This is a genomic window from Rhodococcus sp. ACS1, from assembly GCF_002300155.1.
GTDB classification, from domain to species: Bacteria; Actinomycetota; Actinomycetes; order Mycobacteriales; family Mycobacteriaceae; genus Rhodococcus_F; species Rhodococcus_F koreensis.
In genome coordinates, this window is sequence record NZ_NSDZ01000004.1 from 1479226 (window position 1) to 1506019 (window position 26794).

Annotated in this window: 22 protein-coding genes; 21 read left to right on the plus strand and 1 reads right to left on the minus strand. The window is 67.7% G+C overall.

Translation table 11 applies throughout. From position 1 onward, the window contains the following. The first annotated feature begins 105 nt into the window (after positions 1–105). From CJ179_RS19085 to CJ179_RS19135, 11 genes are all read left to right on the plus strand, one after another. Complete coding sequence (locus CJ179_RS19085) at positions 106–708, plus strand: TetR/AcrR family transcriptional regulator (RefSeq protein WP_072939675.1); 603 nt, start codon at positions 106–108, stop codon at positions 706–708. Positions 709–1109: 401 nt separating this feature from the next. After that, positions 1110–2180: an ABC transporter ATP-binding protein gene (locus CJ179_RS19090; RefSeq protein ID WP_095862511.1), complete on the plus strand. Its 1071-nt coding sequence runs from the start codon at positions 1110–1112 to the stop codon at positions 2178–2180. An 83-nt stretch (positions 2181–2263) separates the two neighbouring features. Then, on the plus strand, positions 2264–3070 hold the full coding sequence (locus CJ179_RS19095; RefSeq protein ID WP_095862746.1) for an ABC transporter permease: 807 nt from the start codon (positions 2264–2266) through the stop codon (positions 3068–3070). A 1-nt stretch (position 3071) separates the two neighbouring features. Then, a complete protein-coding gene (locus CJ179_RS19100; RefSeq protein WP_179377612.1) occupies positions 3072–3947 on the plus strand; it encodes an ABC transporter permease in 876 nt (291 codons plus the stop codon). A gap of 4 nt (positions 3948–3951) precedes the next feature. Beyond that, entirely contained in the window at positions 3952–5034 is a 1083-nt protein-coding gene (locus CJ179_RS19105; protein ID WP_095862512.1) for an Mce family protein, read from the plus strand. Beyond that, positions 5031–6044, plus strand: coding sequence for an MlaD family protein (locus CJ179_RS19110; RefSeq protein ID WP_072939681.1), 1014 nt, complete (start codon positions 5031–5033; stop codon positions 6042–6044). The genes CJ179_RS19105 and CJ179_RS19110 overlap by 4 nt, the downstream gene beginning before the upstream one ends. Further along, complete coding sequence (locus CJ179_RS19115) at positions 6032–7057, plus strand: MlaD family protein (RefSeq protein WP_371851545.1); 1026 nt, start codon at positions 6032–6034, stop codon at positions 7055–7057. Before CJ179_RS19110 ends, CJ179_RS19115 begins: the two co-directional genes overlap by 13 nt. Position 7058: 1 nt before the next feature. After that, a complete protein-coding gene (locus CJ179_RS19120) occupies positions 7059–8090 on the plus strand; it encodes an MlaD family protein (protein WP_095862513.1) in 1032 nt (343 codons plus the stop codon). A 1-nt stretch (position 8091) separates the two neighbouring features. Beyond that, complete coding sequence (locus CJ179_RS19125; RefSeq protein WP_083395790.1) at positions 8092–9099, plus strand: MlaD family protein; 1008 nt, start codon at positions 8092–8094, stop codon at positions 9097–9099. Beyond that, complete coding sequence (locus CJ179_RS19130) at positions 9096–10055, plus strand: MlaD family protein (RefSeq protein ID WP_072939687.1); 960 nt, start codon at positions 9096–9098, stop codon at positions 10053–10055. Before CJ179_RS19125 ends, CJ179_RS19130 begins: the two co-directional genes overlap by 4 nt. A 70-nt stretch (positions 10056–10125) precedes the next feature. Next, positions 10126–10743, plus strand: a complete 618-nt coding sequence (locus tag CJ179_RS19135) for a hypothetical protein (protein ID WP_095862514.1) — start codon at positions 10126–10128, stop codon at positions 10741–10743. 44 nt (positions 10744–10787) lie between these two features. Here the strand turns inward: CJ179_RS19135 and CJ179_RS19140 are convergent, their stop codons facing one another. Further along, entirely contained in the window at positions 10788–11402 is a 615-nt protein-coding gene (locus CJ179_RS19140) for a TetR/AcrR family transcriptional regulator (protein WP_072939693.1), read from the minus strand. 71 nt (positions 11403–11473) lie between these two features. On the opposite strand from CJ179_RS19140, the gene CJ179_RS19145 reads away from it, so the two are divergent. From CJ179_RS19145 to CJ179_RS19190, 10 genes are all read left to right on the plus strand, one after another. Next, positions 11474–12655 (plus strand): Rieske 2Fe-2S domain-containing protein, encoded by a 1182-nt coding sequence (locus CJ179_RS19145; protein ID WP_072939695.1) that lies wholly within the window; start codon positions 11474–11476, stop codon positions 12653–12655. After that, positions 12652–13413 carry an enoyl-CoA hydratase/isomerase family protein gene (locus CJ179_RS19150; RefSeq protein WP_072939698.1) on the plus strand — a complete coding sequence of 254 codons (762 nt, stop codon included), beginning with the start codon at positions 12652–12654 and terminating at the stop codon, positions 13411–13413. The genes CJ179_RS19145 and CJ179_RS19150 overlap by 4 nt, the downstream gene beginning before the upstream one ends. 41 nt (positions 13414–13454) lie before the next feature. Beyond that, a complete protein-coding gene (locus tag CJ179_RS19155; protein ID WP_095862749.1) occupies positions 13455–14129 on the plus strand; it encodes a PaaI family thioesterase in 675 nt (224 codons plus the stop codon). Beyond that, positions 14126–15376, plus strand: a complete 1251-nt coding sequence (locus tag CJ179_RS19160) for a CaiB/BaiF CoA-transferase family protein (RefSeq protein WP_095862515.1) — start codon at positions 14126–14128, stop codon at positions 15374–15376. Before CJ179_RS19155 ends, CJ179_RS19160 begins: the two co-directional genes overlap by 4 nt. Positions 15377–15567: 191 nt before the next feature. Continuing rightward, on the plus strand, positions 15568–17109 hold the full coding sequence (locus tag CJ179_RS19165) for a class I adenylate-forming enzyme family protein (protein WP_072939703.1): 1542 nt from the start codon (positions 15568–15570) through the stop codon (positions 17107–17109). 63 nt (positions 17110–17172) lie between these two features. Continuing rightward, positions 17173–18579 carry an MFS transporter gene (locus CJ179_RS19170; RefSeq protein ID WP_072940403.1) on the plus strand — a complete coding sequence of 469 codons (1407 nt, stop codon included), beginning with the start codon at positions 17173–17175 and terminating at the stop codon, positions 18577–18579. Positions 18580–18582: 3 nt separating this feature from the next. Beyond that, on the plus strand, positions 18583–20712 hold the full coding sequence (locus CJ179_RS19175) for a molybdopterin-dependent oxidoreductase (RefSeq protein WP_095862516.1): 2130 nt from the start codon (positions 18583–18585) through the stop codon (positions 20710–20712). Then, positions 20712–22949, plus strand: a complete 2238-nt coding sequence (locus CJ179_RS19180; RefSeq protein WP_095862517.1) for a molybdopterin-dependent oxidoreductase — start codon at positions 20712–20714, stop codon at positions 22947–22949. Before CJ179_RS19175 ends, CJ179_RS19180 begins: the two co-directional genes overlap by 1 nt. Then, entirely contained in the window at positions 22949–24577 is a 1629-nt protein-coding gene (locus tag CJ179_RS19185; protein ID WP_095862518.1) for an FAD-dependent oxidoreductase, read from the plus strand. The genes CJ179_RS19180 and CJ179_RS19185 overlap by 1 nt, the downstream gene beginning before the upstream one ends. Next, on the plus strand, positions 24571–26703 hold the full coding sequence (locus tag CJ179_RS19190) for a molybdopterin-dependent oxidoreductase (protein WP_095862750.1): 2133 nt from the start codon (positions 24571–24573) through the stop codon (positions 26701–26703). Before CJ179_RS19185 ends, CJ179_RS19190 begins: the two co-directional genes overlap by 7 nt. Positions 26704–26794: the final 91 nt, after the last annotated feature.

Below are 26794 nucleotides of genomic sequence, written 5' to 3' on the forward strand. Positions count from 1 at the left end.
TAATGGAGTGGACGTCGCCCCCGGTATGCAACAACTTACGTGTATTGTCATTTGTATCGCGACTGGTCGGGTGGCTGGTCGGAAGTGACGGTGTCTGGAGCGAGGATGGCAAGAAGGAAGACCGCCGGTGTGCTGAGCCAGGACGCCGATGTCGCACGGTCTCAGATACTCGTGGCAGCCCAGACGATGATTCTTCGTTTCGGGATCTCGAAGACCACCATGGAGGACATTGCCAAGGAGGCGGGGGTCTCTCGCCCGACCGTCTACCGGTATTTCCAGGACCGCGAGACGCTCACCACCGAGTTGATCAGGTGGCGATCGCGTCAGACGCTCGAACGTGGCCGCAAGTTCCTGATGGAGTGTGCGACGTTCGAGGACAGGCTGATCGAAGGCCTCATCTACCTGGTGTACGACGGGATCAACGATCCGATCGTGCGCATCCTCGTCAGCCCCGAACACGTCGGCGGCGAGTCGTGGCTCGAGACGATCCCCCTCGCAACGAGTCTGACCACCGAACTGTGGGGGCCGATCTTCGACGACGCCAAGGCAGGCGGCGAAATGAGGTCGGATATAGACACCGACGAGGCGTGCTCCTGGATCACCCTCGTGCAGCTGATGCTCGCTCCGAGACTGGATAATTCGGATCCTGCCGATCCCTCGCACCGGCAGATGATGAGGCAATTCGTCCTGCCGGCCTTCCTGCCGTAGTCGCCCGCGTCCAAAAGAAGCCGTGTCCCCGAGGGGGCACGGCTTCTTTGTGCTTTCACCCGGTAAATCTAATGTCCTTAAGTATGCTGGTCGACGGTTCCCGTGCCTGGTCACGGCCGAATCGGTCGGGAATGCCTATGCCGGCGCGTATTTCGCAGATGAGCCATTTCGCTTCCTGCTCTTGCCTGGACGGTCAAAAGCCGTATAACGTATTACGTGCGACGTAATTTGTATCACAGCTGGAGGTCGTGAACTCGCCGTCCATCGTCCGCGATTCGATGAAAAATGCTGCAAACAAGCTGTATTCGATGTGCGCGGCGGGACGGCTGTGGGTTCCGGCCCGAGGCCGCAAGTGCCCTGCAACATCCGAGGCGCGTTCGACGCCTGAATACACGGAGGTAATGGTGGGAGTCGAGGTATCCGTCGAGGGACTGACCAAGTCCTTCGGCTCGCAGAGGATCTGGCAGAACGTCACGTTGACCCTTCCGGCCGGTGAGGTCAGTGCGTTGCTCGGGCCGTCGGGCACGGGTAAGTCGGTGTTCCTGAAGTCGCTGATCGGTCTGCTCCGTCCGGAGCAGGGGTCGATCGTCATCGACGGCACCAACATTCTCGAGTGCTCCTCGAAGGAGCTGTACGAGATCCGGAAGTTGTTCGGGGTGCTGTTCCAGGACGGCGCGCTGTTCGGGTCGATGAACCTGTTCGACAACGTGGCATTCCCGTTGCGCGAGCACACGAAGAAGTCCGAGTCCGAGATCCGCAAGATCGTGATGGAGAAGATGGAACTGGTCGGCCTGCTCGGGGCCGAGGACAAGCTGCCCGGCGAGATCTCCGGTGGTATGCGCAAGCGTGCCGGGCTGGCGCGGGCGCTGGTGCTGGATCCGCAGATCATTCTCGTCGACGAGCCGGACTCGGGTCTGGATCCGGTGCGCACCACCTACATTTCGCAGACGTTGATCGACATCAACGCGGAGATCGATGCGACGATTCTGATCGTGTCGCACAACATCAATCTGGCTCGGACGGTGCCGGACAACATCGGGATGTTGTTCCGCCGGCATCTGGTGATGTTCGGTCCGCGGGAGGTGCTGCTCACCAGCGAGGAGCCGGTGGTCAAGCAGTTCCTGAACGGCACGATGATCGGTCCGATCGGGATGTCGGAGGAGAAGGACGAGGCGCAGATGGCGCAGGAGCAGGCGATGGTCGATGCCGGGCATCATGCCGGTGGTGTCGACGATGTGGAGGGGATCGTTCCGCAGATGAAGGCGACGCCGGGGATGCCGTTCCGGCAGGCCGTGGCCCGTCGTCAGGAACGGGTCCGGCACATCATGCACACCCTGCCGGAGAACGCGCAGATCGCGATCCAGGAAAGCCTCGGAGCGGACGGCGTCGGCGACGAGTGGAGTCCGGGAGACGCAGACACGGACCGAATGTACTTCGAGGCAGCGGGATTCGACACGGGAGTTGCGAAGTGACGAGTGTGAAGGTCCCGATCGCCGTGGACGTCGCGCCGATCGAGCCGGACGCAGCGGAGAAGCGACGGCGGCCGCGTCCGTCGATCGCCGCGGTGGGGAAATACCTGAAGGACACGCCCATTCGCAGCCTCGCGACTTTGGGGCGATCCGGTGAGCTCGCCGTGAACATCCTGAAATACACGGTATCCGACACGATCGCCCTGCGGTTGCCCCTCGAGGAGGTGGCCACGCAGATGTGGAAACTTCTCAAGGTCACCGCACTTCCCGCGCTGCTGATGGCGGTGCCGATCGGTGCCGAGGTCTCGGTGCAGGTCGGTGGAATCATGAACCAGGTCGGCGCGAACTCGCTGGCAGGAGCCGCGAGTGGGCTGGGCGTGGTGGGGCAGGGGGCGCCGATGGCGGCGGGACTGCTGATGAGCGGTGCGGCCGCATCGGCGATCGCCTCCGATCTCGGTGCCCGTGCGATCCGCGAGGAGATCGAAGCGATCCGGGTCATGGGAATCGACCCGGTCCAGCGACTGGTCGTTCCGCGGTTCATCGCGATGGTCGCCATCGCACCGATGCTGTGCATCGTCATCGTCGCGGCCGGTGTGGCGGCGGGGCTGGTGATTTCGGCGAATGTCAACGATGTGGTGCCCGGCAGTTTCTGGCAATCGTTCGGCTCCTTCGCGACACCGACCGATCTGGTCTTCTCCGTGCTCAAGTCGGTGATCTTCGCGGCGCTCGTCGTGTTGATCGCCAGCCTGCGAGGTCTCGAAGCGAAGGGCGGCCCGAAAGGCGTGGCCAACGCGGTCAATGCCTCGGTGGTACTCAGTGTCTTCTGCATCTTCATGACCAATCTCGTGGTCAGTCAGATCCAGATGATGTTCTTTCCGGCCCGGTTGGCGTGACATGAACACACACTCCACGCATCGCAGGGGACCTGTCGGCGGGGTTCTGCTGCAACCGATTCGCTCGGTGGGTCGCGCTGCGACGTCGGTGATCGAGGAAATCGGTCAGGTGACGGTCTTCACCGTCAAGACGGTCGCATTGCTGCCCACAACGCTGCGGCACTACCGCAAGCAGACGATGACCACCATGAACAACATGGCGTGGGGGAACGGATCCCTCGTCGTCGACGGTGGTGTCGTCAGCCTGATGTTCTTCCTGGGACTGGCCGTCGGCGCCGTCGTCGCGATCCAGGCGTTCATGGCCTTCGATCTGCTGGGCTTCGGCGCGTTGACCGGGATCATCGGATCGTTCGGCAATGTCCGGGTCATCGCCCCGATCATCACCGGAATTGGATTCGCCGCGCAGGCCGGCTGCCGGATGACCGCCGAGATCGGCTCGATGCGCATCTCCGAGGAGATCGACGCCACCGAATCGATGGGATTGCAGGCCATTCCGTTCGTGGTCGGGACGCGGCTGATCGGAAGCATGCTCATCGTGATCCCCGGGTATCTGATGGCGCTCGTGGTCAGTTTCTTCACCGGAGGGTTGATCATCAAGACGTTTCACCGCCAGCCTTCGGGTACCTACGATCACTACTTCAGCCAATTTCTCAGTGTTCCGGACCTCGTGGCGTCGCTGGTCAAAGCAGTCGTCTTCTGTGCCGTCGTCACGATGATCCACTGCTACTACGGATACTTCGCCGGTGGCGGGCCCGCGGGGGTCGGCGCGGCGTCCGGGCGGGCTATCCGGGCGAGCCTCGTCGCGATCGTCGTCCTGAATTTCTGTATGACTGTGGCGATCTGGGGCCTCAGTCCCGAACTGGTGTTCAAAGGATGAGTCAATGAGCAGAGCGAGGAGTCAGGACTTCCTGAGAGGGGTCCCCGGCCGTCAGAGCCGAGTGCTGCACGGGGCGGGGCTGGGGGTCGTCGTGACGACCTGCGCAGTGATCGCTGCAGTCTGGGTATACCCGAGCAGCGCGGACACGGAAGGGTTGCCGATCAGCATCGACGTCCCCTACGTGGGCCCGGGCGTCGACTCCGGCACGAAGGTGATCCTGCGGGGCGGTGAGGTCGGTGTCGTCACCGGATTGGAACGGACGGGCGCGGACTCCGTCCGCATGGACCTCCAGCTGGATCCCGATCAGATCGGCGGCCTGACCGATGCCTTCGATGTCGACTTCCGGCCGCAGAACTACTTCGGATCCACCGCCGTCAATCTGGTCGGCAGGCCCGGCGGTTCCGGTCTGGAGGCACACCGCACCCTGGACCGCACGCCCACAGGAGATTTCACGATGTCGACCATGATCGAGAAGGGTTCGCTGGCCGTCGACGGCACCCTGACGGACTCGATGATCACCAGCTTGGACAAGGTTGTCCGGTACACCGACGGCCTGACACCGATGTTCGATGCGGCACTCGTGCTCGGCGACCGGGTCGCGCAGACTCAGCAGGCACTTCCGGCCGACCTGCTCGGGCGTGTCAACGACGTCCTCGACGTGTTCCCGGCGTTCAATCGACAGGCGATCGATTCGCTGACCCACATCTACAACAGCACCTACAACCAGCGACCCGACGGTTCGGTAGGGGTCGACGACCCGTTCATGGACGAGGCGGACGCCGGTCTGACCCTGGCGGCCGGACAATTGTTCGGACAGGCCGGGCAGTTGCTGAAATCTCACGGTGACGAACTGGTACCGGTCACCGAGGTGGTCTCGGAACTCGCCGGCGTGGTGCCGCACCTGTACGACGGTGGGGCGCGCCCCGAGCGACTGCGCACCGCCGTCGAGCGGCTGGACTCGGCGTTCGAGGACAGCGGCGACGGGCAGCGGCTCAATCTCCGGATCGTCCTGGACGATCTGCCCGCACTGGCGGCCCCGCTCGCGTTGACCGGTGCCCCGCCGTCCGAGGACGGGGCCGGCCGATGAGCAACCGAACCAGGTACATCGTCACGCTCGTCAAGCTCGCCGTCGCGGCTGCGGTCTCCGTGGTCCTCTTCATCATCGTGATCAGCGCGATGAAGAGCCCGGTGACCAATGAGACAAACAGCTACACAGCGGAATTCACCGATGTCTCCGGGCTCGGTGCACACGGGGACATCCGAACGAAGGGGGTCCGGATCGGCAAGGTCGAATCGGTCGAACTGATCCGGGACGGCGGGCGGAGTCTCGCGGAAGTGCACTTCACGATGGAGAAGCCGTATCAGCTCACCTCCGACACGATCCTCGCGGTGAAGTACCAGAACCTCACCGGCGTTCGCTACATCGACGCCGAATTCCCCGAAAATCCGGGCGGAGCAGTCGATCGACTGCCTGCCGACAAGACGCGGGCCTCGTTCGACATCACCGAGTTGTTCAACGGACTGCAACCGGTACTCGCGACCATGAGCACCGACGACATCAACACCTTCACCGAGAACGCGATCTCGCTTCTGCAAGGAGACGGAAACGGACTGTCACCGATGCTCGAAGACGCACAGAAACTCGCCGGCCTCGCCCACGACCGCGAACAGGTCATCTCGACCCTCACCGGCAATCTCGCACGGATCTCCGACAGCATGGGAGGCCGGTCGCCCGAGGTCGTCGAGTTCCTGCGCTCGGTGAGTTTCCCGATCGCGAAGGCGATGACGGTTATCGACGAGTTCCCGAAGACGGCTGCGTTCGGCCCCGAATTCCTCACACCGATCCAACGGTTGATCGATGCTCTCGGTCTGCAACCGGGAATGGACGTCGAGCAGATGCTCTCCGACGCATTCGCATCGGTGCCGGACACCGCGGAAGCGTTGCGACTGCTGCCGGTCGCCTTCGCCGGTCTGCAGGTTCCGCAGACCGCCGGGGCAGGCCCGGGCGGTATCCAGTGCACGAACGGTGTGGCGCAGCTACCCACCGACGTCGAGGTTCTGCTGAGAGGGAGTGAGGTCGTCGTATGCAACCCGTGACGAAAAACCGTGCCCAGCGTATCGGCGGGGTGTTGGGCCGGGCGCGGGCGCTGGTCGGCAGGGAGGTCGCGTTCGGCGCGGGCATCGTTCTCCTGGTGGTCTTCGCACTCGTGACCACCGCCGTCCTCTACGCGAACCCACCGGGACGGATGTCGTTCTCGTTCCGTACCGACGACGCCTCCTCGATCGACATCGGCCAGGACGTCCGGGTGGCGGGCATCGGCGTGGGAACCGTCACGGACGTGTTGATCGAGCCGGACGCGGTACTGGTGACGGCCGAGATCGACGACGCGGTACCGGTCGGCTCGGACTCCCGTGTGGAGGTGCGCATGCTCACCCCGGTCGGGGGATACGCGATCACCCTCGTCCCTCTCGGCGTTCTGCCGCTCGGGGACACCCCGCTGCCCGTCGAGCAGGTCAGCGTTCCGTATTCGATCGGCGATGTCCTCCAGGCCGCGCCGCACACGACCGACAACGTCGAGGGCGGCACCGTCGACGCGAACCTCGACGAGATGGCCCGGGCGCTCGAGGAGAACCCGACGTCGATCGCGTCCATGATCTCGGGCCTGACCAGCATCGCCCGCGTGATGGATCAGCAGCGTGCGCAGGTCCGCACGATCGCCGACCTCGCCGCGGAGTATCTCCAGAGTTTCGAGGCCGATCAGGGCATGGTGTTCGACCTGATCCGCGAGATCGACGTGGTTCTCTCGACGTACAACACCACCCACGCCGGATTCAACGAGGCGTATTCCCTGCTCGGCAACGTCCTGATGACGATTCAGCCGTTCGAGGCGTTCTATCTCGACCACAAGACGGAGGTACTCGACGCTGTGAACCACGCGAAGGGTGTGATCGACGAGTTCCGGACGTCGATGGGCCCAGCCATCGACAATCTTCAGTCGTTGCGCACTCAGCTTGCCGAATGGCTGACGCCCGAAGGAATGGCCGCGATCAAGGGCGGCACACTCATGGCCTCGGACTTCTGTGTCCCCGTTCCCGGACGGACGTGCTGAGATGTCCGGGAAATCACGCCTGATCGTCAAGGTGCTGGCCGTCGTGTGCGCGGCCGCCGCCGTCGGTGGCGCCGGTGTGGCGGTCGCGACGACGGGGGAGCCGGCAGACCGGTCGGCGTTCTGCGCGCTCATGCCCGACGCCATCGGCCTCTACGCCGGCAACCCGGTCACCCAGATGGGTTACGAGGTGGGCCGTGTCGAAGGTATCGAGCCGCAGGGCGACCACGTGCAGGTCACCTTCTCGCTCGCGAGTGGCCGGTCCTATCCGTTCGATGTCCGAGCGGTCACCCGCTCGAAGTCCCTGCTCGCCGATCGGAGTCTCGAACTCGTCGGCAACTACACGTCCGGTCCGGAACTCGCGCCGGAACAGTGCATCCCGCTGGGGCACAGTCACACTCCGAAGAGCATCTCCGAGATCGCTGGTTCGGCAGCGGATTTCATCGATGCGATCGCTCCGGACGACGGTGAGGAGAACGTCCGGAAGACGGTGCTCGGTCTGGACGAGGCGCTCCGCGGCCAGGGGGAGAACGCCGCGGACATGATGAGGCATGCCGCCGAGGCGGCAGCCGATCCGGACAAACTCGTCGCCGACATCGGCTCGTCGATCGCGAACATGGCCCCGCTGACGGACGAAGCGCTGCGTCGGTGGAGTTCGATCCGGTCGATCGTGGAGCAGATGCCTGCCGTCGTGGCCGCGGGCATCGATCTGTGGCCCGGAGTCATCGAGGTGTGCGAGGGAATCGGTTGGCTGGTAGCGACTTTGCACGACATCCAGCAGAACTACGGCGCCGACATCTGGCCCTTCGTGCACGGACCGGCGACCGACGCCCTGAAGCTGGCGGCGACACGGTCGAACGACATGGCAGGCCTGATCTCGACGATTCCGTCGGTTGCACCCTTCCTCGCGCAGCAGACGACGCGCGACGGAGCACTCACCATTGCCTACCAGCCGCCGACCGTGGCTCTGACGACCACCGGAACCGAGGTGCCGATGGATCGGCTGCTCGACCTCGTGCGGACGGGAAGGAACTGAGATGAATCTGTCGAGAAGAACGCGGCAGCTTCTGTGCGCCGCCTCCGTGAGCGCGGTGGTGCTGACGGTGCCGGCATGTTCCCTGGGACCGGACGACCTGCCCTCGGTCCGCGGTGGCGTCGGCGACACCTACGACCTGTCGCTCGAGTTCGCCAGTGTGATGAATCTGCCCGCCGGTGCCGACGTGATGATGGACGGCCTGCGGGTCGGCGAGGTCCGGTCTTTGCAGGTGTCCGGATCGACGGTGACGGTGTCGGCCGGAGTCGGAAGCGGCACCAGGATTCCCGCCGATGCGCGGGCGATCGTCCGTCAGGACACTCTCCTCGGCGACACCTATATCGCGGTCACCGGTGACGGCGAACATTCCGCCGACGGGTACCTGCCTGCCGGTGGCACGATCCCCGTCGCCCGCACCATCTCGCCACCGCAGTTGGAGGACACCATCGCAGTCCTCGCGAACTTCGTCAACGGCGGCAGCATCCAGCGGATCGAGGATGTGATGGCCCGCGTCAATGCCGTCGTGCCGCCGCTCCCGGCCGTGCGCGACGCGGCGTCCGTGGCGGCGCTGGACCTGCAGGACCTCGCTGCCAGGACGCAGGAGATCGACCGGACGCTGACGGGGTTGAACGAGACCGCACTGTCGTTCGACGATCGCACCGACGCGCTTTCGGCCATGTTCGACAGTTCCAGCGTGCATTACTGGCGGCGACTCGCGATCTCGGTGGTGTCGCACATCGGCCAGATCCTGCCCTCCGTCGGCAGCGTCTACGAAGGCGGACTGTGGATGGTTCCCATGCTGAACACGCTGGCCGACACGGGGGACGTGGCGCGCGACGTCTGGGACGAGGGCCCGGACACGACCGTCGTGCTGTCCCGTTTCCTGCGCAGCAGGATCGTGCCGTTCGCGCAGAAGCCTTCCGTCGAGATCGAGGGCATCGAATCTGCCGGGGGAGACCAGATCGTGGCCGACGCGGAGAACCTGCTCCGTATGCTGGGAGCAGTGAAATGACTGTCAAGACTTCGTTGTCGATTCTCGGCATGGTGGTGATCGCCGTGCTGTCGTTCCTGTACATGGGCCGGGCGGGTCTGCACGTCTCCCGGTTCGACGACGTACGCACCGCCACGTTGGACGTGCCGGACACGAACGGGCTCGTCGTCGGCTCCCGTGTGCTGCTCCGGGGGGTGGCGATCGGACACATCAGTGACGTGACGGCGTCGGCCGATCACATCGAGGTCGCGTGGAACTACGAGAGTGACCGGTCGATCCCCGCCGACAGCGAGTTCCGCGTCGACAACCTGTCGGCGCTGGGCGAACCGTTCCTCGCGGTGCTGCCCTCGTCCGCAGCGGGGCCGTATCTCGAGGACGGGGACACCGTCCCGGCGAACCAGGTCGTGGTGCCGACCACGTTCAAGGAGCTCTCGGAGCGCCTGACCAGGCTCCTCGGGCAGGTGGATCCCGTTCGGGTACAAGCGATCTTCGACACGATCGACGTCGCGCTTCCCGACGACTTCGCGGTCCTGAACAATCTCACGCGGGCAGGCGAACTACTCGCGGCGACGCTCACCCAGCAGTCCGACAACCTCACGACGCTGTTCGACACCCTGCAACCACTGCTGATGGACAGTGCCACCCTCCCTCAGGGTTTCCGGGATACGACACCGATCGTCGCCGAGTTCGGCAGCGGGTTCCACGACGTGCTCGGCGGAATCCGGTTCGCCACCGAGAAGGGTCCGCTGCGCGACGGAATCGCAGGCGGAGCAAGCCCTTTCATCGGGGAACTGCAGACGTTCCTCGATCACACCGCCCCGGACCTGCAGGTGATCGGCGTGAATCTCCTGCCCTCGGTCCAGGCCGGGGCGGCGTCGATGCGGACCGTCGACGTGGGCCGCCTGCTCGACAACGTCATGGCGTCCACCGCATCCGGAGATGCACTGACAGTCCACCTCAGCCCGTCGGGGCGGTAGAGCCGACCGCACCCCAGACGTACTCGATCGTCCACCCCCGGAGATCGGACAGCCCAGCGAAAGGCGAGCGATGCAGAAATCAATGGAACTCGTGAACTCCGGAACCGCCCCCGAGGCCGGACCCTCCGATGGTGCGGGCGATCGTGAGCGTCGAGGTGGCAGGAACGTGCCACTGCGGTCGGTGGTGGTCGGGGGCCTGGTCGCCGTTCTCGTCGTCGCACTGGCGGTGCTCGGGTGGCAACTTCGGAGCACGACCGACGAACTCGACCAACTCCACGACGCGGCGGCGAGCAGGCAGCAGGCCGAACGGATCGCCCTCGACTACGCGACCGGCGCCGCCGAAATGGACTTTCGCGACCTGCCCGCGTGGCGAACACGGCTGACGGCGGGCACCGCCCCGGAACTGTCCAACCGTCTCACCCAGGCCGCGACGTCGATGGAGCAGATCATCGCTCCGCTCCAGTGGACGTCGAGCGCACAGCCGATCTCGGCGAAAGCAGAACCGGGACCGGACGGAACCTATTCGGTCGACTGCTTCGTCAGCGTCCTGACGAAGAACAGCCAGGAACCGGACGGACTGCAGTCGACCGCGACCTACAAGATGACGGTCGACAGCGGAAACGACTGGAAGATCACCGAGATCAGCGGAATCGATTCCGCACTCGACGGGGACACGGCGCCGCGGTAGCCGGAGTTCGGGGCCCTCTGCCGGCGGCGCCGTACCGTGCGTACTCAGTCGCCGGCAGGCAGCGCGGCACGAACAACCGAGGGGACCAGGAACGTGCGGATCTTCTCGCGGAACCGTTCCAGCGAGCCGGTGCCGCCGTTGAGTTGGCTGATACACATGATCTCGAGTTCCGAGATCCATTCGCACAGCAATGTCAGATCCAGGTCGGCGCGGAGGTCGCCGGCCTCCTGCGCTTCGCGCAGAATCGGCTCCCACAGCTCACTCGTCAGTTCGACGGCCTTGCCCGACGTGGTCAGCAGGGAGTTCGCCAGGGTCATCTCCGCGGGGGAGACGAGCAGGTGGACCATGGGGTCCCGCAGGCCGCTCTCGACGTTCTGGCAGATGCCCTCGACGAGTCGCTCCTCGATAGTGGGCCACTTCGCGATGAAGGCGCGGGCGGGCGTCATGTTCTTGCGCGCGCGCCGCGCGACCGATTCGATGATCAGACTCTCCCGGTCGGAGAAATACCGGTAGACGGTTGCGCGGGACATGTCCGCCGCGCGGGCGACGTCCTCCATGGTCGTCTTGGTGATCCCGAAGCGTTCGAAGCACGACTCCGCTGCGGTGAGGATCGTCGAGCGGACGTCGGTCGCGGGGTCGTTTCCAGTCCTTGCAGCCACGAGGAAACAGTACAACCACAATCTGCCGTGAGACGCTAGACAATGAATGTCTCATGTGCCACTCTCGGTGTATGGAGCGCGAAGACAAGATCACACTCACCGAGCGACTGATCGCACACGTCGACAACAACAGCACCGACTACGCGGACGACCTGCTTCGAGTGCCGTTCTCGGTGTTCAACGACCCCGAACTCGCCGAACGCGAGCGCACGGTGGTCCGGCGGCTGCCGCACATCGTCGCCCACGTCGACGAGCTGAAGAAGGCGGGCGACTTCGTCACGACCGAGCTGATCGGCACGCCGCTACTGGTGGTCAAGCAGACGGACGGCAGCGTCAAGGCCTTCTCCAACGTCTGCAGGCACCGGGGCTCGAAGGTGGAGTTCGAGGAGGCCGGCTGCAAGCGCGTCTTCAGCTGCCCGTATCACAACTGGGCGTACGGCCGCGGTGGAGATCTGCGGGGAATGCCGCATGCGGAAGGCTTCGACGGCATGGACCGCTCGCAATACGGGCTCGTCGAATTTCCCTGCGAGGTGCGGCACGGCCTGGTCTGGGTGGTTCCGACGGTCGGCGCCGAACTCGACATCGCCGGGATTCTCGGCGCCAAGCACGACGCGGAGGTGACGGACACCGGGATGGCCGAGTCGTTCCAGGTGCGCAAGGAGACCTGGAAACTCGACATGAACTGGAAGATCGCCGTCGACGGCGTCCAGGACTCGTACCACCTGTGCCAGCTGCACACCAAGACCGTGTGCAACTACCTCGAGGGCAACATCACGGCCTACGACCTGGTCGACCGTTCGTGGCGAATCGTCGTGGCCCGCAAGTCGATCACCGAGGTTCGCGGCGCAGATCCCGACTCGTTCGACGTCCGCGACTACTCCCTCGCGAACTACACGATCTACCCGGGCACGATGCTCGTGACCGAGCCCAACCACTTCGAGATCTGGACGATCGTGCCCGACACCGAAGATCCCAACGTGTCGTACTGCACCATTCGCCTTCTCTCCCCGAAGGAACCCGAGACTCCGCGGGAGAAGCGGATTCTGGACAAGAACTGGGAACTCCTGATGGAGACCCTGCACGCCGAGGACTGGTTCGTCACGAAGACGATCACGGCCAACGCGGCGCACGGGCAGGTCGACGAGCTGATTTACGGACGCAACGAGCTTCCCGGTCAGGTGTTCCACAAGATGATCACCCGCGATGCCGAGGAGGTCGCTCGGCAGGAGGCCGCGGCCGGCGGTGTGAGGTGACGACGGGCGACCTGCGCCGATCGTCGCCCGCGCCCGGAGTGCTGCAACTCGAACTCGCGCGGCCCGACGTGCACAACGCGATCACCCTCGGCCTGCAACGTGAACTCGATGCCGCGCTCGCCGAGGCGGCGGACGACCCGGACGTCCGGGTGGTGCTGCTGGCAGGGGAGGGTACCGCCGCGTTCTCCGCGGGATACGACCTGAAGGAACTCCGGGCGATGACGGCGGACGCCTGCGCCCTCAGCCTGCTCGAACGGGACGAACTGTTGTGGAGATACTTCACGTTCCCCAAACCCACCGTCGCCGCGGTCCAGGGAATGGCCTACGGCGCGGGCACCCTGCTGGCGGCGTGTTCTGATCTGCGCGTCGGAGGTCCCGGCACCCGCATCACTGTCACCGCGGCGAAGTACGGCGGCGCCAACCTCACGTGGGTACTCGACCACCTGATCGGTGCCGGACTCGCCCGCGATCTGCTGATGACGTCCCGGGCAGTCACCGGTGAGGAGGCCCACCGGATGGGTCTCGTCTCCCGGTATGCCGCCGACGACGACGTGCTCGGCGCCGCGCTCGAGGCGGCCGGGCAGATCGCCGCCCAGCCCCCGGAGTCGATGCGCGAGATCAAGACTCTGCTGCTCGACGGACCGGGACGCGACCTGCGGTCCCGGTACGACCGGGAGAACGTCGTGTCGCGCACGACGCTCCGGCCGCGTCCGGTCGAGGAGATGTTCGGCTCCTACTTCGGACGGCGCGCCCGGTGAACCGCGGGCCGTCACTCGTCAGCACCGCAAGCGAGGTCCGGATGGACGTCACCCTCTCGACTCCCGACGACATCTGGAGTCCCAGCTGGGACGACCCATTCGAACCGACCGCGGACGGTGACGACGAGTTCGCGGAACTGGCCGAGGCTCTGCGCTCCGTGCAGGAGGCCGTCACCCGCAGTCGCCCGGGTCCGGACGCGGCGAGTCGCGCGGCGCGTACGCTCCGCGGCCTCGCAGCACGACTGGCGGAGTTCGAGGTCGGTGAGGACGAACAGATCGCCGGCAGGCGCTGGGATCTTCCCGGCCGGGCACAGGCGCTGACGCCACCCCTCCACGTCGACGAGGTGACCGCGACCCGGGCGCGGGGGCGCGTCACGGTCGGCAGATTCCATTCCGGGCGCTACGCGATGAACGGCGGCGTGACGCCGCTGATCTTCGACGAGATACTCGCGCGCCTCGCCAACAGTTCCGGCAGGCACTGGGCACGCACGGCGTACCTGCACGTCAACTACCGAGCCCCCGCGCCGCTCGGCGTCGAATTGCGCGTGGAGGCGGAGCTGGCCGGGCAGGAGGGCCGCAAGCGATTCCTGCGCGGCGCGATGTATCACGGCGACGTCCTCGTCGCCGACGTCGACGGACTCTGGATCGAACTGAAACCGGAACAGACACAGAATGTCTCGCTGGCCGTCGGCCGGGGAGCGAAGGAGGGTTCATGAGTGGGTACTCGCTGCTGGACGGCGTTCGGATCCTCGAGGTCGCGCAGCTGGCGCCGTCGTCGCTCGGCGGGCATCTCGCCGATCTGGGTGCGGACGTGATCAAGGTCGAATCTGGTCCGCTCGGGGATCCCGTGCGCATCGGCGGCAGCCGTGCCGTCGGAGGAGAGGACGGGCCTGCCTTCATGCACCTGCGATGGAATCGCGGAAAGCGCAGCGTCGCACTCGATCTGCGCACACCCGTAGGCAAGCAGGCGTTCCTCGACCTCGCGCGGTCGTGCGACGCGGTCATCGAGGGCATGCGGGGCGGGTACCTCGACTGGCTCGGCATCGGCTACGAGCAACTGCGACAGGTGAATCCGAAGATCGTGCTGTGCACGGTGTCGGGCATGGGCACCGACGGACCGTACCGTGTTCTCGGCACCGGAGGTCCGGTGTTCGACGCGTACGCCGGGCTCCGCGAGGTCGGCACTCCCTCGGAGCCGCCGACCGAGGGGATGGCGGGATCCACGACGCCGCCGATCGCGATGTACGCGCTCGGCGCGTACGGGGCGATGGGCCTGCTCGCGGCGCTGCACAAGGCCGGCGCCACCGGTACCGGCTGTCACGTCGAGGTGGCGGGCATCGACGTCGCCGCCGCGTGGATGCCGGACCTGGTGGACGCGGAGTTGAACAGGGACCGCTCGATTCCCCGGCCGACCTGGCTGCCGGACGGCCGGCTGCCCGACTGGCCACGGCTCGAGGCCTACCGCACCAGCGACGGCGAGGCGATCCTGTTCGGGTCGCACGTGGAGAAGTTCTGGCACAACTTCCTGGTCGCGGTCGGACGCCAGGACCTGATCGACGTCGACCTCACCGGCACCGACGACGGTGCCCCCGCCCGCGCGGACCTGGTGTGGCGCGCGCTGACGGAGATCTTCGCGCAGCGCACCCGCGCCGAGTGGGTGCAGCTGTTTCTCGAACACGGCATCGCGGGAGGCCCGGTCAACAGCGTGGCCGACATGCTCGACGACCCGCACTTCCGGGCGCGGGACAACACCTACCGGGTCGACTACCCGGGGGTCGGCGAGCTCGAGTTCGTGGTCAGCCCCGTGCGCGTCGCCGGGGAGAAGTTCGCGCCCGCGCTGCCGCCGGTCGTGGGCGCGGACACCGCGGAGGTGCTGCGGACGGTGGCGCGGTACGACACCACGCGGGTCGCCGCGGCAACCGACTCGGCGAGCCCTCGGCGCGAGGCACCTCCCGCCGGCTGACCGGACGCATTCCGCGGAAGCAACACTCACACGAAATACACTGTGTGGGTGTTGTTTTCGTGCGACGGTCCGGTTCTGCCGGGTGCCCGAAATTCCCGAATCGAGCATTGCGCCGTTCGCCTACAACTGTTAGGTTTACGGCACACGAAGTGAGGGTGGTCACACCCGGCTGACGAGCACGAGGAGCACAGATGAATCTCGCGGACCTGACCCGGTTCTGGGGTAAGACACGTTCGCAGCAGCAGGCCATCGTGTTCGGGGACACGGCACAGACCTGGGCCGAGGTCGACGCGATCACCGACGCACTCGCCCGCGGCCTCGCGGCGCGGGGCGTCCGCAAGGGGGACCGGGTGGCGGTGATGATGCTCAATCGCCCCGAACTCGCCCACATCATCCTGGCGACCCTCAAGCTCGGCGCCATCAGCGTGCCGCTGAACTTCCGGCTCACCGGCAAGGAGCTGGCGCCGATGGTGCTCGACTCCGCGCCGCGCGTGGTGATCGTCGAGGACAGCTTCGCGTCGCTGCTCGAGGTCGCCGCCGAGCAGGCGGAGTTCGAGACGTACGCGATCGGGGGCAGTGCCCATCCGCCGTACGAGCGGCTGATCGACCCCGGGACCGCACCCGTCGTCGCCATCGACGCCGACGACCCCGGCTTCATCTGCTACACGTCGGGGACCACCGGCGTGCAGAAGGGCGCCCTGATCACCCACCGCAACGCGATGACTCCCGGCATCTCGCAGTCGATCACGTTCGGCTTCTCGTCCCGCGACCGGGTGCTGTGCTCCGCCCCGCTGGTGTACACCGGCTCGGTCCTGTCGATCTTCATGCAGCTCGTCGTCGTGCCCGGCGCGACGATGGTCCTGTTGCGCGAGTACGACCCGGAGATCGCCCTCGACACGTTCGAGCGTGAGCAGATCACGGCCACCACGACCGTCCCCGTGATCTGGGAACGGATGACGATGCTGCCCGACTTCGGCACCCGCAAGCTCGCGAAGTTCACGTTCGCCGGCACCGGTGGCGCTCCCGTCAGCCTCGACCTGCTCGACTTCTACCGCTCGCACGGCATCCCGCTCACCCAGTGCTACGGCCTGACCGAGGCGTCCGGCATGGTCTCGACGCTCGCCTACGAGGACGCCGTGTCCCGTCCCGGCTTCGCGGGGCTGCCGCTGGTCGGCACCCACATCCGGATCGGTGATCCGGGAGTCGACACCCCGGCCGGGGAGGTCGGCGAGATCCTGGTCCGCGGCGAGCACGTGCTGCGGGAGTACTGGAACAAGCCCGAGGCCACCGCGGCGACCCTCGGCGACGGGTGGCTGCGTACCGGCGACCTCGGCATGCAGGACGAGGGTGGATTCCTGAAGATCGTCGACCGTAGCAAGGACATGCTGATCTCCGGGGGCCTCAACGTCTACCCCGCCGAGATCGAGAAGGCGTTGCACGGCATCGACGGCCTGGTCGACCTCGCGGTCATCGGCGTCAAGGACGACCGATGGGGCGAGGTGCCGATGGTGGTGTTCCACAGTGAGCGCCCCGCCGCCGAGATCGTCGCCGACATCGCCGAGGTCGCCGGCGAGAACCTGGCGAAGTTCAAGCGCCCCAAGCACGCCGTCGCGCTCGGCGAGCCGCTGCCGCGCACGTTCTCCGGAAAGCTCGCGAAACCGTCTCTGCGCCAGCGGTTCCCCGAGGTGCCCGCCGACGCACTCGCGGTCGACGGCACCGTCACCCCCGTCTAGCAAGACCCATCCAGTTCGAGGCTTCATCTCCCGCGGTTCCCCCCTTCGAGAGGAATGCACGTCGTGGCCCCAACTCGTGAAGTCGACATCTCCCAACTCATCGACGCCGCACCGGTGTCGGCCCTCCAGAAGCGTGCCATCGCGTTGTGCCTGGCGCTCGCGATCCTCGACGGCATGGACGCCCAGCTGATCGGATTCGCGATTCCCGCGCTGTCCGAGGACTGGGGCCTGTCCAAGGCCTCGTTCGGGCTGCTGCTGGCGCTCAGCAGCGGCGCGATGGTCGTCGGCAGCCTGCTGTTCGGTCCCGTCGCCGACCGCTGGGGCCGGCGGCGGGTGATCCTGCTGTGCACCGTGCTGTTCGCGGTGTTCACCCTCGCGTCCGCGTTCGCGCCGTCGATGGGGGTGCTGATCGTGCTGCGCATTCTCGCCGGAATCGGGCTCGGCGGCGTCACCCCGAACCTGATTGCGCTGACCAGTGAATACAGCCCCGCTCGCAGCCGCTCCACCCTGGTCACCATCGTCGTCGCGGGCATGTCGCTCGGCGGCTTCCTCGGCGGACTCGCTGCCGCTCAACTGATCCCGGCGTACGGGTGGCAGTCGATCTTCGTGGCCGGCGGCGTCCTCCCGCTGATCGTGGCGGCGCTCGCGTGGGCCGGGCTGCCGGAATCGGGCAAGTTCCTCGCCTCCCGCGGTGATCACGCCGGCGCCGCGAAGATCCTCTCGGCGATCGCACCGCAGGCGGGCATCACCGGATCGGTGACGTTCACCGTGGACGCCGCCGTGGCCACCAGATCGCCTATCCGGGAACTCTTCGCCGGCGGCCGGGCGCTGGACACGGTGCTGCTGTGGGTCGTGTTCGTCATCAACTTCCTGGTGATCTACTTCCTGTTCGGGTGGATGCCGTCGCTGTTCAGCCAGGCCGGGCAGAGCCCCTCCCACGCGATCCTCGCCGCGGCGCTGTTCAACCTCGGCGGCATGGCAGGCGCACTGTCGATCGGGTGGATCACCGACCGCGTCGGCACTGCGTGGCGCCGGTCGCGGGGCGCGGACGCCGCCTACGCGGTGGTGATGGCCGGCTACACACTCGGCGCCCTGTTCATCGGCGTCGTCGCGATGTTCCTGGCGAACTCCACCCTGCTGCTGATCACGATCTGCATCGTCGGATTCGGGATGTCCGGCAGTTCGGCGGGCATCATCGCGATCGCGGCGTCGATCTACCCGGTCGCGGCACGCTCGACCGGCATCGGCTGGGCCATGGGAATCGGGCGGATCGGGTCCATCGCCGGGCCCACCCTCGGCGCCGCCCTGATCGCGGCCGGGATGGATGCCCGCACGATCTTCCTGCTGATGATCGTGCCGACCGCCCTCGCCGTCCTCACGCTCGGTGCGCTGTTCGCGCGGGAACGACTGCGCGTTCGCACCGTCGCCGGGGCCGCGGAGTCGACCGCCGTCACCGCCGAGGCGCACTGAGCCATGCGATCCGTCACGTCGAGGGCCACGTCGTACTGCAGGCTGTGTGCCTCCTCGTGCGGGGTCCTGCTCGACATCGAGGACGGGCGGATCGCGCGGGTGCTCGGCGATGCCCACCATCCGATCTCCGGCGGCTACACCTGCCCGAAGGGGCGCCGAGGCGGCGACCTCGTCCACGGGCCGGACCGGCTCACCACCTCGATGCGCCGCACCGCGGCAGGCACCCACGAGCCGGTGCCGGTGGCGCGGGCGGTCACCGACATCGCGGACCGGCTGCGCGCAATCGTCGACCGGCACGGGCCGGATGCGGTCGCGTTGTTCATGGGGACACAGCAGAACTTCGCCGCACTCACCCCGCCGATGGCCCGGGCCTGGTTCCGGGGTACCGGCTCGCACAAGCTGTTCTCCACGATGACCATCGACCAATCCGCGAAATGGGTTGTTGCCGAACGGATGGGAACGTACCTCGGCGGCCGGCAGCGATTCGAGGACGCAGACGTGTGGTTGCTCGCGGGCACCAACCCCGTCGTCTCCGGCAACGGCGGCGACGGGGACGGCGCGGTGGTGCAGAACCCGTCCGTCACCCTGAGGGCGGCGCGGGAACGGGGCCTGCGGCTCATCGTCGTCGACCCGCGACGCACCGAGACCGCGGCGCTCGCCGACATCCACCTGGCACCCCGGCCGGGCACGGACGCAGTGCTGTTCGCCGGTCTCCTGCACGTCGTCCTCACCGAGCGCCTCCACGACGCCGGCTTCTGCCACCGGTACACGGCCGACCTGGCCGTGCTCGCCGATGCCGTCGCCGGCGCGACCCCCGGCGTCGTGCAGCGGATCTGCGGTATTCCCGCAGCGCGGATCCGCAACGCGGCACGGGTGTTCGCAGGCGCGGCACGGGGAATGGCGACCAGCGGCACCGGGTTGTGCATGGGCCCGCACTCGAACCTCGCGGAACACCTCGTCGCGGCACTGAACGTGGTGTGCGGCCGGTATCTGCGGGAGGGGGAGCGGGCCGACGATCGCGCCGTCCTGACCCGGCACCAACCGGCGCGCGCGGAGGTCGCCCCGGCCACCCGGGCATTCGAGCACGGATTCCGCAGCCGGATCGGTGGGGTCCGGGCGATCCGCGGCGAACTTCCGTCCGGCATCCTCGCCGACGAGATCCTCGAACCCGGCCCCGACCGGGTGCGGGCGCTGATCGTCTCCGGCGGAAACCCGGCGGCGGCGCTGCCCGATCGCGGGAAAGCGTTGCGCGCGATGCGATCACTCGACCTGCTGGTGTGCGTCGACCCGCGCATGTCGGACACCGCGCGGCTCGCCGACTACGTGATCGCCCCGACCACGATGTACGAGCGTGCCGATCACACCGCGATCATGGAACCGTTCTTCCCGCAGCCGTTCGCGCAGTACACCCCCGCGGTCGTGACCGCGCCGCCCGGCGTCGTCGACGACTGGCGATTCTTCCTCGACCTCGCCGCCGCCTCCGGGCAGCCCGTCAAGTTCGCCGGTCGCATCCTCGACCCCGCCGCGCCACCGACCCCCGAGCAGTTGCTGGCCATGATGGCCGAGCGGGGGCGCATCCCGTTCGCGGACCTGGTCGCCGCCCCGCACGGACACCTCGCCGGACGCAGCGGCGCCGTCGTCGGTCCGGCGGCCGAGGAGAATGCCGGGCACCGCCTGACACTGATGCCCGAGGACGTGCGCGCCGAACTGCACGCAGCGCTGACGGACCGGGCCGTCGCAGCACAGTTCCCGCTCCTGTTGACGGTGCGGCGGATCCGGGAGGCCGTCAACTCCACCGGCACCCGCGTGCCCGGACTCGTTCCCGGTGGCGCCAACCCCGCGAGCCTGCACCCGGACGACCTCGCCGCCGTGGGCATCGCCGACGGGCAGGCGGTGACCGTGCGCTCGGCGTCCGGGCACCTGCGTGCGACCGCGCGGGCGGACGCCACCCTGGCCCGCGGCACGGTGTCGATGACGCACTGCTTCGGGAGCGTCGACCCGTGCGACGACGTCGGAGTGAACGTGAACGCGCTGACCGGAACCGGTGACGGCGTCCAGTCGATCAACGCGATGCCCACCATGACCGCGGTTCCCGTCGCGGTCGAGCCCACCACCATCGAACAGGACGTGTGATGACGACGGCAGAACCGATCGCCGGGCACCGGATCTGCCCGCTGTGCGAGTCGACCTGCGGGCTGCTGGTCGAACTCGACGGTCGCGCCATCACGAGGGTCGCGCCGAACCCCGACGACGTGATGAGCGCCGGGCACAGCTGCGCGAAGGGGCTCGGCCTCGGGCGCATCGAGGGCGACCCGGACCGGATCCGGACCCCGCTCCTGCGCACCGCAGACGGTGGGTTCCGCGAGGCCACCTGGGACGAGGCGTTCGCCGAGATCGAGCGTCGGCTACCGGAGTTCGTCACCGGTGACCCGGGCAGCTGCGCCGTCTACCACGGGAATCCGGCCGCCCACCACCTGGATTCGACGTTCTACCTGGGTGAGCTGATCGGTGCGGTCGGCACCCGGAACATCTACTCGCCGGCCAGCGTCGACACCTGGCCGAAGAACCTCGCGCACATGCTGCTGTACGGCACCGGGCTGGGAATGAGCTTGCCCGACCTCGACCGCACCGACTACCTGCTGATCCTCGGTTCTAATCCGATGGTCTCCAACGGCAGCACCGTCACCGCCCCCGGCATGCACCACCGCCTGCAGGCGTTGCGTGAGCGGGGCGGCATCCTCGTCGTGGTGGATCCGGTCCGCACCCGCACCGCCGAGGTCGCGGATCTGCACGTGCCGATCCGGCCCGGGACCGACGCCCTGTTCCTGCTCGGGGTGCTGTCCGTCATCGCGTCCGAGGGGCTGTCCCGACCCGATCGGGTGCCTGCGGTGGTGGACGGCCTGGACGCCGTGCTCGCCATGGCGGCGGACGTCGACCCCCACGCCGTCGCCGCCGCGTGCGGGATCGACGCCGATATGATCCGCGCGGTCGCGCGGGGGTTCGCGGGCGCGCCTGCAGCGGTGGCGCATTCACGGATAGGGACGTGCATGCAGGAGTTCGGCACCCTCGCGAACTGGCTCGTCGAGGTGCTCACCATCGTCACCGGCAACCTGGACCGGCCCGGAGGGGCGATGTTCGCGCTGCCGCCGGCCGGCGGGCAGAACACCTGGCCGGTGACCAGACCGCCGAAGCTGATGTTCGACCGGTGGCGTTCGCGAGTGCGGGGGCTGCCGGAGGCGATGGGGGAGTTGCCCGCGGTGTGCTTCGCCGAGGAGATCCTCACGCCCGGACCGGGCCGTACCCGGGCGCTGATCACCCTGGCCGGGAACCCGGCCCGCTCCCTGCCCAACAGTGGGGCGATCGAGGAGGCGCTCGGCGCCCTCGACTTCATGGTGTCGGTGGACTGCTACCTCAACGAGACCACCCGCCACGCCGACGTCATCCTGCCGCCGCCACCGCTGGCGACCCGCGGCCACCACGACGTGACGCTGGCGCACTTCCAGATCCGGAACGTCGCCCGGTACACCCCACCCCTGCTCGACCTCGCCGACGGTGAGCAGGCGGAATGGCAGATCCTGCTGCGGATCGCCGCGATCGCCCAGGGAACCCCGCACCGCCCGGTCGAGGAGATGGACGACGAGGTGGCGGCCGTCGCCGCCCGGCGCGCCGCGAGACTCGCCGGCTGCGAGGCGGTACAGGCACTGCACGCCGTCACCGGCCGGCGCGGCCCTCAGCGACTGCTGGACTTGCGTCTGCGCAGCGGACCCTACGGCGACCGTTTCGGGCTGGACCCCGACGGGCTGACTCTCGCACTGCTGGAGGCCAACCCGGACGGCATCGACTACGGGCCGCTGACACCGCGCGTCCCGGAGGTGCTGCGCACCCCGGACGGGCGGATCGACCTGATGCCGGAGATGATCGTCGGGGATCTGCCGCGGGTGCGGGCGAGCATGACCCGGGCCGCCCCGGATCTGCTGCTGATCAACCGGCGTCAGCGTCGTGGCATGAATTCGTGGCTGCACAATGCCCTGCCCCAACCGGACGGCGGCCAGTGCGCCCTGCTGATCAGCCCACGCGACGCGGCCGAGCGCGGCCTGGTCGGCGGCGACCGGGTGGCGGTGACGTCCAAGGTCGCCACCGTGACGGCCGAACTGCGAATCGACGACGCGTTGCGACCCGGTGTGGTGAGCATGCCCCACGGGTGGGGCCACGACGGGCCCGGCCTGCGAACGTCCCGGTCGGCGTCGGTCCCGGGCAGCAACTACAACGCTTTGGTGGACGACACCACCGACCTCGAGGCGCTGACGGCGTCCCCGATCTTCAACGGCGTCCCGGTCACCGTGACGCGCACCAGCGAGGAGCATCCCTGATGGCGTACGTGGTCACCCAGAACTGCTGCAACGAAGCGACTTGTGTCGCGGTCTGCCCGGTCGATTGCATCCATCCGACTCCCGCCGAGCGGGAGTACACGCGCACCGAGATGCTGTACATCGATCCGGGTGCGTGCATCGACTGCGGCGCCTGCTCCGACGTGTGCCCGGTGGACGCGATCGTCCCCGGCGACGCCCCCGCGCCGGACATCGACCGGTACCGCGACATCAATGCCGAGTACTTCCAGCGGAATCCGCGCACCGCGGCGCCGGGTGCGCACGTGCAGCCACTCCCGCTGGCCCTCGCGACCACCGGCGTCACCGATCCCCCCGCGCTGCGGGTGGCGATCGTCGGATCCGGACCGTCGGCGTTCTACGCCGCCGAGGAACTGCTGGCCCGCCGCGACATCGCCGCCGAGGTCACCATGTTCGAACGGCTGCCCGTCGCAGGCGGACTCGTGCGGTTCGGCGTCGCGCCGGACCACTGGCACACGAAGACGGTGGACCGGGTGTTCGACCGCACCGCACGACGCGACGGCTTCACCTTCCACCTCGGCGTCGAGGTCGGGCGGGACGTGACGATCGACGAGGTGCTGGCACACCACCACGCGGTGATCCACGCGTCCGGGGCGTCGGGGGACCGGCGCCTCGGCATCCCCGGCGAGGACCTGCCGGGCAGCTACGCCGCCCGGGAGTTCGTCGCCTGGTACAACGGCCACCCCGATCACGCCGATCGCGCCTTCGACCTGTCCGCGCGCCGCGCCGTCGTGGTCGGCAACGGCAACGTCGCCCTGGACGTCGCCCGCATCCTCGTCTCCGATGTGGACACCCTGCGCCGCACCGACATCGCCGACCACGCCCTCGCCGCCCTGGCCGACAGCCGGGTCGAGGAGGTGGTGGTGCTCGGTCGGCGCGGACCCGAGCACGCGGCCTGCACCACGCCGGAACTGCTCGCGCTCGGCTCGCTGCCGGGAATCGACGTTCTCGTCGACGGTCCGGTGACGGCGGCACCGGACGCACCGGCCAAGCTGCGGATCCTCGCCGACTACTCCCGGCGGAAGGCGACGCCGGGGAACAAGCGCATTGTGCTGCGCTTCGGTACCTCCCCACGAGAGGTGCTCGGTGCGGGTCGTGCCGAGTCGCTTCTGGTGGCCCACGGCGACACCGCTGACCGGATCGAGTGCGGTCTGATCCTCCGGGCGGTCGGGTACCGCGGACTGCCGATCGTCGGCCTCCCGTTCGACGAGGCCGCCGGGACCGTCGCCAACGCCGCGGGCCGCGTCGCGCTGCCGGGAACGGGGGAAACCGTCCCCCGTCAGTACGTGGCGGGGTGGATCAAACGCGGTGCCACCGGTGTGATCGGCACCAATCGCTACTGCGCGGCGGAGACCGTCGAGGCACTCCTCGCCGATCACCGCGCGGGACTGCTCGCCGCCCCGACCCAGGCCGCTGCGGACCTGGCGGCGCTGGTGCGCGAACGCAGGCCCGACGCGCTCGGCGGCGCGGACTGGCGCGCGATCGACCGCTTCGAGCGCGAGCAGGGGCGGGCCGTCGGCCGTCCTCGGGTCAAGATCGTCGCCGCCGCCGCGGCGGGCGATGTCGCGAGAGCCGCGCGGGTGGGATCGTGACGCGGAAGGTCCACACGTTCTGCCGGATCTGCGAGCCGGGGTGCGGCCTGCTCGCGGAGGTGGACGGTGACGAGGTCGTCCGGCTGCGGCCGGACACGGATCATCCGGTGCACAAGGGGTTCTCCTGCCACAAGGGTGTGCACTACCTCCAGGTCCATCACGATCCGGACCGGCTGGCCCGGCCGCTGAAGAGGATGAATCCGCGGAGCGAGGAGCGCGGTGTCTTCGAACCCGTCGAGTGGGACGTCGCGGCGCGTGAGATCGCAGCACGGCTCCAGGAGGTGCGCCGCGAGCACGGCCGCAACGCCCTTGCCGTCTATCAGGGCAACCCGTCGGCGTTCAACGGCGCCTACTACGCGAACGCCGCCACGATCGCGCGCGGCTTCGACACCCGGATGCGCTTCAGCGCCGGAACCCAGGACACCTCGGCCAAATACGCTGCCAGCGAGGCGATCTACGGGGCGTCGATGGCACATCCGATTCCCGACCTGCTGCACACCGACTACTTCCTGTGCCTCGGCAGCAACCCGCAGGTCTCGCACATGACGCTGATCCACATCTCGGATCCGATGGCCAAGATCCGCGCAGTGAAGAGCCGTGGCGGGACCGTCCTGTTCGTCAATCCGCGCCGCATCGAGTCGTCGTCGCCGGAGACCGGTGACGTGTTGTTGATCAAGCCGGACACCGACTTCTACTTCCTCGCCGGAATCCTGCACGAGATCGTCTTCCGGATCGGGTACGACCGAACGGAGGTGGAACGTCACGCTCGCCGCGTCGACGAGTTGCTCGACTTCGTCCGGCAGTATCCCGTCGACCGGATCGCCGCGGTCACCGGCATCGAGGCCGACACGATCCGGCAGGTCGCCGACGAGTTCTGCGCGGCACCGAGCGCGAGCGTCTACATGGCGACCGGGGTGAACCAGGGCCGTCAGGGCACCCTGGCCTACTGGATGCTCACCATGGTCAGCCTGTTCTCCGGCAACCTCGGCAGGCGCGGTGGCAACATCTACTCGCGTGGCGTCGCCGACGTGGTGCAGGGTTCGAAGCGCAAACGGGAGGACCCGTTCTACGAGGGTCCCTTCGGTGAGATGCGCACCGTCGGCGGTGATCTCCCCGCCGCGCTCCTGCCGGACTTCATCGAGAATCCCGACGACCCGGTCCGCGCGCTGATCGTGGTGTCGGGCAACCCGCTGCTGTCGGTCGGAGGCGACGACCGCCTGCGCCGGGCGTTCGAGCAGTTGGACCTGATCGTGACCGTCGATCTGTACCGCACGGTCACCGGTGAGATGGCGGACTATGTTCTGCCGGCTACGGACTGGCTGGAACGGGAGGACGTCAACTTCCTCAACACGATGGGCGTGGCGATGGAGCCGTACGTGCAGTACACGCCCGCCGTCGTCCCCGCGAAGGGGGAGCGCCGCGACGACTGGTGGATCCTGTCCCGCATCCAGCAGGCGATGGGTGTCCCGACCCTGCTCGACGACCCCGACCCGAATCCGTTCGCCGCGGTCGACGCGATGATGCGGGAGCCGGGTCTGAGCATCGATCTCCTCGCGACCATGCCGTGCCAGACCGCGGTGCTGCCGGAGGCCGAACCGTCGCACGTGTTCAGTATCGCGGTCCAGCACGACGACGGTCTGATCGACTGCTGTCCCGCGCTGTTCCAGCGCTCGTACGGGACCGCGGAACGCATCTTCGAGGAGTTGGCCGCGGAGCCCGCGGACCAGCTCAAACTGATCACCCGGCGCACCCACTACATGGTCAACAGCTGGCTGCACAATCTTCCGGTGTTCAAACAGGGCGTCCACCAGAGCAATCCGCTGTGGATGCACCCGGACGACGCGCGGAGCCGGGACCTCGTCGAGGGCGACGACGTCACCGTGCGCAACCGCCACGGCGAGGTCGACGCGATGCTGATCTACGACGACACCCTCCGGCTGGGCGTCGTGGCGATGACCCACGGCTGGGGGCAGCGCACGGCCCGGGGGCTGGACGTCGCGAGGCGCAACCCGGGTGTGAACGTCAACCGTCTCGCGCCCACCGGGACGTACGGCTACGACCCGCTGAGCAACCAGTCGCAGCTCACCGGCATCAACGTCGAGGTGGTGCGCCTCCGGCACCCGTGAGTACTTGTTAACCGCCGGGGGGATGTTGCGGAATTGAGTGAGGGTGGTGTGGCCCTCTCGTGGCTTGTGGCGGGTGCCGGTGCGGGCGGGG